The sequence below is a fragment of the Bradyrhizobium nivariense genome (assembly GCF_029846695.2).
Lineage (GTDB): Bacteria > Pseudomonadota > Alphaproteobacteria > Rhizobiales > Xanthobacteraceae > Bradyrhizobium.
In genome coordinates, this window is record NZ_JARWCR020000028.1 from 89,411 (window position 1) to 95,410 (window position 6,000).

5 protein-coding genes and 1 pseudogene are annotated in these 6,000 nt (G+C 64.3%); 2 read left to right on the forward strand and 4 right to left on the reverse strand.

Going from position 1 to position 6,000, the window contains the following annotated elements; translation table 11 throughout:
• Positions 1-140: 140 nt before the first annotated feature.
• Positions 141-944: pseudogene (locus QCM77_RS22945) on the reverse strand (MBL fold metallo-hydrolase).
• Positions 945-1,131: 187 nt separating this feature from the next.
• Between QCM77_RS22945 and QCM77_RS22950 the strand changes: the two are divergent.
• Positions 1,132-1,608 (forward strand): DUF3775 domain-containing protein, encoded by a 477-nt coding sequence (locus QCM77_RS22950; protein ID WP_279661489.1) that lies wholly within the window; start codon positions 1,132-1,134, stop codon positions 1,606-1,608.
• Positions 1,609-1,657: 49 nt separating this feature from the next.
• Here the strand turns inward: QCM77_RS22950 and QCM77_RS22955 are convergent, their stop codons facing one another.
• The gene (locus QCM77_RS22955) at positions 1,658-2,440 is read right to left on the reverse strand and encodes an SDR family oxidoreductase (protein WP_279661490.1); all 783 of its coding nucleotides are present in this window, start codon (positions 2,438-2,440) and stop codon (positions 1,658-1,660) included.
• A 183-nt stretch (positions 2,441-2,623) separates the two neighbouring features.
• On the reverse strand, positions 2,624-3,136 hold the full coding sequence (locus QCM77_RS22960; RefSeq protein WP_279685003.1) for a CvpA family protein: 513 nt from the start codon (positions 3,134-3,136) through the stop codon (positions 2,624-2,626).
• Between the two features lie 148 nt (positions 3,137-3,284).
• On the opposite strand from QCM77_RS22960, the gene QCM77_RS22965 reads away from it, so the two are divergent.
• Positions 3,285-4,046: an SDR family oxidoreductase gene (locus QCM77_RS22965; protein ID WP_279685004.1), complete on the forward strand. Its 762-nt coding sequence runs from the start codon at positions 3,285-3,287 to the stop codon at positions 4,044-4,046.
• A 155-nt stretch (positions 4,047-4,201) separates the two neighbouring features.
• Here the strand turns inward: QCM77_RS22965 and QCM77_RS22970 are convergent, their stop codons facing one another.
• Complete coding sequence (locus tag QCM77_RS22970; protein WP_279685006.1) at positions 4,202-5,806, reverse strand: GMC family oxidoreductase; 1,605 nt, start codon at positions 5,804-5,806, stop codon at positions 4,202-4,204.
• Between the last annotated feature and the right edge of the window lie 194 nt (positions 5,807-6,000).

Genomic DNA, 6,000 nt, shown 5'->3' on the forward strand with positions numbered 1-6,000 from the left:
CGGGAGGCGCCTCCGTGTCCCGGACGCGGTGCAGCGTGCAACGCTGCTCCGCAGAGCCGGGACCCAACAGAATGTCACAAGCATGGGCCCCGGCTCAGCAGCGCATCACTTCGTGCTGCGCAGCGTCCGGGGCATGAGGCCTAGGCCAGCGCCTCGAACCTGAACGCATCCCCATCCCGCTGGATATGCCCGGCGGAAAAATGCCCGCCGATCACCAGCGTCGGCGTGTCGGCAAAGCGCGAGAATAATGTGTGCCGGCTGGCGGCCGATTGAGCGGGGTCGGTATCGACGACCGAGCACCAGTTAAGATGCGCCATCTGGCAGGGGTGGTGGGCGACGTCGCCGGCGAGCAGGGCTTGCTCGCCGCCGGACTCGATCAGGACGCTCATGTGCCCGGGACTGTGGCCGGGGGTCGGGATCACGCAGATTTCTTCGCAGAGCCGATGGTCGCCCGGGATCAGCTCGGCCTGGCCCGCATCGACGACCGGCTTCACGGAATCATCGAACACCGCGACCTTGTCCGGCTCGGCCGTGTAGTCGCGCCAATACTCGTATTCGGTCTTGCCGAACAGATAGCGCGCGTTCGGGAAGGTCGGCACCCATTAACCGCCGGACAGCTTCGTATTCCAGCCGACATGATCGACATGAAGATGTGTGCACAGCACGGTGTCGATGCTATCGGGCGCAAAGCCGGTCGCAATCATCGTCTCCAGAAACGGCGTGGAGCGGTTGTTCCAGGTCGGCACGCCACGGCCCTGCTTGTCGTTGCCAAGTCCCGTATCGACCACGATGCGGCGCGTCGGCGTCTCCACGACCAGCGAGTGGATCGACATTTTCAGCCGGCCCTCTTCGGTGGCGAAATGCGGGATCAGCCAGGGCAGCTTCCGGATTTCATCGTTGGTCGCTGCCGGCAGGATGAAGCGGGTTGAACCGACCGTCTCCATTTCAACGAATTTCGTGATCTTGACCTTGCCGACCTTTCACGACATCCGGCGCATCCCCAAGTTCTTGCTACCCCCAAGTTCTTGCTTTGGCCCGGAACATGCGCTGTTTCCGCCGTCAGGCGCAATGGATCATCTGACGCGGTGCGGCGTTATCGCGGGAACCCCAGGGAAAGCCAAAGGGCCAGCCATGCCAGAGCTTGCAATTTCCGCGGAGAAAGTCGCCTTCATCATCGAGAAGGCGCGCGAGTTCGACGTCAAGGAAGGAAATTCCGATCCGGATTCCGGCTCGAACGCAACCGATGACACTGCGGTCGACGTCCTCGGGGATGACGGCGCCGATCCGGTCGTCAACGAGCTCGGAAGCTTCATCGTCGCCATGAACGAGGACGAGCAGATCGATCTCGTCACGCTGACCTGGCTCGGACGCGGCGACGGCACGATCGACGACTGGAACGATTTGCGCGCACGCGCCGTGGAGGCGCGCGCCGAGTATCGCAGTCCCCGGCGCGAAACGGCGCATTATCTGCTCGGTGAGCCGATGCTGGGCGATCTGCTCGCCGACGGGCTCGACGAATTCGGCATCGACTGGACCGACGAGCGTCTCACCGCCGATTCCTCCGATCCCAGCGAGCGGGACGAGGACGAGATCACGAAGCCGCGGTGATCCCGGAGTGCGCCCTCTCCCCGCAGGACGGGGAGAGGGCGAAGGAGCGTTACAGCGTGCCCGGGAAAGCGCCGCCGTCGAGCAAGATGTTCTGCCCCGTGATGAAGCCTGCCTTGGCGCCGCACAGGAATGCGCAGGCATAGCCGAACTCGTCGGGCTGGCCGAAGCGCCCGGCGGGGTTGAGCTTGGCGCGCTCGGACAGGATCTGGTCCGGCGTGACGCCGCGCTTGTCGGCCTCGGCCTTCGCGGTGCCGGTCAGACGGTCGGTCTCGAACGGGCCCGGCAGCAGGCCGTTGATGGTGACGTTGTTGATCACGGTCTTGCGCGACAGGCCGGCGATGAAGCCGGTGAGGCCGGCGCGCGCGCCGTTGGAGAGACCGAGAATGTCGATCGGCGCCTTCACCGCGGCCGAGGTGATGTTGACGACACGGCCGAACTTGCGCGCCATCATGCCGTCCACGGTCGACTTGATCAGCTCGATCGGGGTCAGCATGTTGGCGTCGATCGCCTTGATCCAGTCGTCGCGGGTCCAGTTGCGGAAATCGCCGGGCGGCGGGCCACCGGCATTGTTGATCAGGATATCGGGTTCGGGGCAGGCCTTCAACACGGCCTCGCGGCCCGCCGGCGTCGTGATGTCGCCGACGATCTCGGTGACAGTCACATCAGGATAGGCCTTGCGGATGTCGTCGGCCGTCTTCTTCAGGGCCTCGGCGCCGCGCGCGGTCAGCGTGACGTGAACGCCGGCCTCGGCCAGCGAGATGGCGCAGGCGCGTCCGAGGCCTTTGCTGGATGCGCAGACGATGGCGCGGCGACCTTTGATCCCAAGATCCACTGTTTCACTCCCGTAATGTCAAGCAGGTTTTTAGAGGCCGCTACTCTAGCCAACCTTGGCGCCGCTGATAAGGGACGGGCTCGCATCAAAATGCATGCGCGCTCGCGCGGCGATGCAAATGTGCGGGCATGATCCGGAAAAGCGTGCAGCGGTTTTCCGAAAAGATCATGCCCAGACAATGAGCTAGATGCGCCGCTCCTGCTTGAGACGGTCAATCGCAGCGGCCGCCTCCGGCGGCAGCGACTTGAAGCCCATCTGGCCCACCGTCGAGAACAGCGGCCGCAGATGCGAGCCGGCGAGAAACGGCGGCTGGCGGTTGGCCGGCACGATCTGGTCGAACACCAGCACCAGCGTGGTGGCGACGAGGCCGACCCTGACGGCGCCGAGCGCGGCGCCGCCGAGCCGGTCGCCGATGCCGGCCTTCCGTATCGTGTCGCTCAGCGCCAGGCGGCCGATATATCCAAACAGCATGCCGACCACCACGAAGATGCCGAAGAACCAGATCCAGTTCTGAAGCAGCGACGAATTCGGATTGCCCGCGACCTGCGGCACGATCAGCGGCATCAGCGCGACGGCGACGGGGGCGGCGAGGAGATAGGCCAGGATCGTCATGGCGCTGCCGAGCAGGCCGGTCCTGAAACCGAAGCCGATCGCGATGACGAGCGCCGCATAGACGACGAGATCGAAACTGTTCATGAGTGCGAGCTCACCTCGGATGGAAAATTGCCTCGATGGAACGAATGAACGCAGGACCGATCATTCCGGTTTCAGATCGTTAAAATCGTCTGTATTGATGGCTCCAAGCTCAGGGAAATCGCCCAAGGAAGGCGTTAAGGAAAGCGTCATGTCAGACCTATTCGACGTCAGTAAAGAAACCATCCTCGTGACAGGCGCGAGCCAGGGGCTGGGGCGGCAATTTGCCCGGGTGCTGGCGGCGCATGGCGCGGCCGTCGCGCTCGCGGCGCGGCAGACCGACAAGCTGAAGAGCCTGGAAGAAGAGATCCGCGGCAAGGGCGGCCGTGCCGCCGCCGTCGCGCTCGACGTCACCGACACCGCATCGATCGCCAGGGCCGTCGATGCCGCGGAAGCCGCGCTCGGCCCGGTCACGGTGCTGATCAACAATGCCGGCATCGCGATCGAAAAGCTCGCGACCGAGCAGACCGAGGCCGATTGGGACGCGGTGATCGGCGCCAATCTCAAGGGCGCCTATTTCCTTGCGACCGAGATCGCGCGCCGCATGATCGCGCGCAAGCAGGAAGGCAACATCGTCAACATCGCGTCCGTACTCGGCACCGGCGTGCTGAAGGCGGTGTCGCCTTACGCGATCTCCAAGGCCGGCATCATCCAGGCGACCAGGGCGATGGCGCTGGAGCTTGCGGGGCAGAACATCCGCATCAACGCGCTGGCACCCGGCTACATCGACACCGAGATGAACCACGCGTTCTGGTCGACCCCGTCAGGCGAGCGTCTGGCAAAACGCATCCCCCAGCGCCGCATCGGCGCCGAGTCCGATCTCGACGGCGCGATCCTGCTGCTGGCCTCGAAGGCCTCGCGCTACATGACAGGAAGCGTCATCACCGTCGACGGTGGCTTCTTGTTGAACTGAAAAGCTGCCGCGTACTCCGTCCTCATCCTGAGGAGCCGCGCAGCGGCGTCTCGAAGGATGAAGATGCGTGCGAGGCGCGTCCTTCGAGACGCGCGCAAGCGCGCGCTCCTCAGGACGAGGTCGGAGCAAGCGGCTGCCCGTAACTCGGCGCGGCTTTAACTCGTCCGCATCTCCACCCTGATCATATCCGCCGCCTTCTCCCCGATCATGATGGTCGGCGCATTGGTATTGCCGCCGATCAGCGTCGGCATGATCGAGGCGTCGACGACGCGTAGAGCCTCGATGCCGTGCACCTTCAGCGCCGGATCGACCACGGCCATCGCGTCGGTGCCCATCTTGCAGGTGCCGACGGGGTGATAGACGGTGTCGACGCGCGCGCGCAGCAACGCCCGGACGTCGTCGTCGCTGCGCACGTTTGCGGTGAACATGTCCTTGGTCTGAAGCGCGCGCAGCGAAGGCGTCTCCATCAGGCGGCGCGTGGTCTTGAAGCCCGCGACCATGGTTTCGAGGTCTTCGGCCTCGCCGAGGAAGTTCGGGTCGATCAGCGGCGCCAGCATCGCATCGCCACTCGCGAGCGCGACGCTGCCGCGGCTCTTCGGCCTGAGCAGGCAGACATGGCAGGAGAAGCCGGTGCCCTTGTGCCGCTTGCGGCCGTGGTCGTCGACCATGGCCATGCCGAAATGCAGCTGGATATCGGGAATGTCGAGATCTGGCCGCGTCTTCAGGAAGCCGCCGCATTCGGCGAAGTTGGAGGTGAGGGGCCCGCGGCGCTCCTTTCTGTATTGCAGGATGGCGCGGATCAGCCGCGGCATGCCCTTGAGCGAGATGCCGGCAAAATTGGGATTGTCGGACATGTAGCCGAAGATGAAGTCGGGATGATCTTGCAAATTTTGTCCGACGCCCGGCAGATGATGCCGGCTTTCAATGCCGTGGGCGCGAAGCGCCGCCGCATCGCCGATGCCCGAGAGCATCAAAAGCTGCGGCGACTGGAACGCGCCGGCCGCCAAAATCACTTCGCGGCGGGCGCGGAGCTGCTTCACCTCCTTGCCCTGCCGGTACTCGACGCCGATTGCGCGCTTGCCCTCGAACAGGATGCGCGTCGCATGCGCCTGCGTCTCGACGCGCAGATTGCTCCGCTTACCGATGTGCGGATGGACATAGGCTCGCGCGGCGCTCCAGCGCTCGCCGTTCTTCTGCGTGACCTGGTAGATGCCGAGGCCTTCATGATCCTCGGCGTTGAAGTCCTCGCGGATGTGGAATTGTCCTTCCTGTGCGGCTTGCAGGAAAATCTGCTGCACCGGATTGCCGGAACGCAATTTGTTGACCACCAGCGGCCCGTCCTTGCCGTGATACTCGCCGTCGAAATCGGCATTGTTCTCGGAGCGCTTGAAATAGGGCAGCACGTCGGAATACGCCCAACCGCCGTTGCCGAGCGCGGCCCAATGGTCGTAGTCGGCGCGGTGGCCGCGGATATAGACCATGGCGTTGATCGCCGAGGAGCCGCCGAGGCCCTTGCCGCGCGGCTGATAGCCGACGCGGCCGTTCAGCCCCTTTTGCGGCACGGTGTTGAAGGCCCAATTGTTGACATTGCCGGCGACCATCAGCACCAGCGCCCCCGGCGTGGTCACGACCCAGTTGTCGCAAGGACCCCCGGCATCGAGCAGCGCCACGGATGTCGCGGCATCCTCCGACAGTCGCCCCGCAAACGCACAGCCGCCCGAGCCCGCGCCCACGACGACGAAATCGAACGTGTCAGCCACTGGTATTTCCCCCTGCATTCTTTCTTCCCGTCATTGCGAGCGTAGCGAAGGAATCCAGACTTTCCGTTCCTCATCCTGAGAGCTTGTGACGCATTTGGCGTTCTGCGGAGTTTTGGAGCGATGTGGCAAGTGCTCGTCGTGGCAAACGGCAGTTTGAGGCTCGAGTTTGTCGATGAACTCCCGCTTATGCGCTG

Bases quoted from the DNA above. Each gene is read 5' to 3' on its own strand.
- QCM77_RS22950 (WP_279661489.1), top strand. From the start codon at position 1,132: ATGCCAGAGCTTGCAATTTCCGCGGAGAAAGTCGCCTTCATCATCGAG.
- QCM77_RS22960 (WP_279685003.1), bottom strand. From the start codon at position 3,136: ATGAACAGTTTCGATCTCGTCGTCTATGCGGCGCTCGTCATCGCGATC.
- QCM77_RS22965 (WP_279685004.1), top strand. From the start codon at position 3,285: ATGTCAGACCTATTCGACGTCAGTAAAGAAACCATCCTCGTGACAGGC.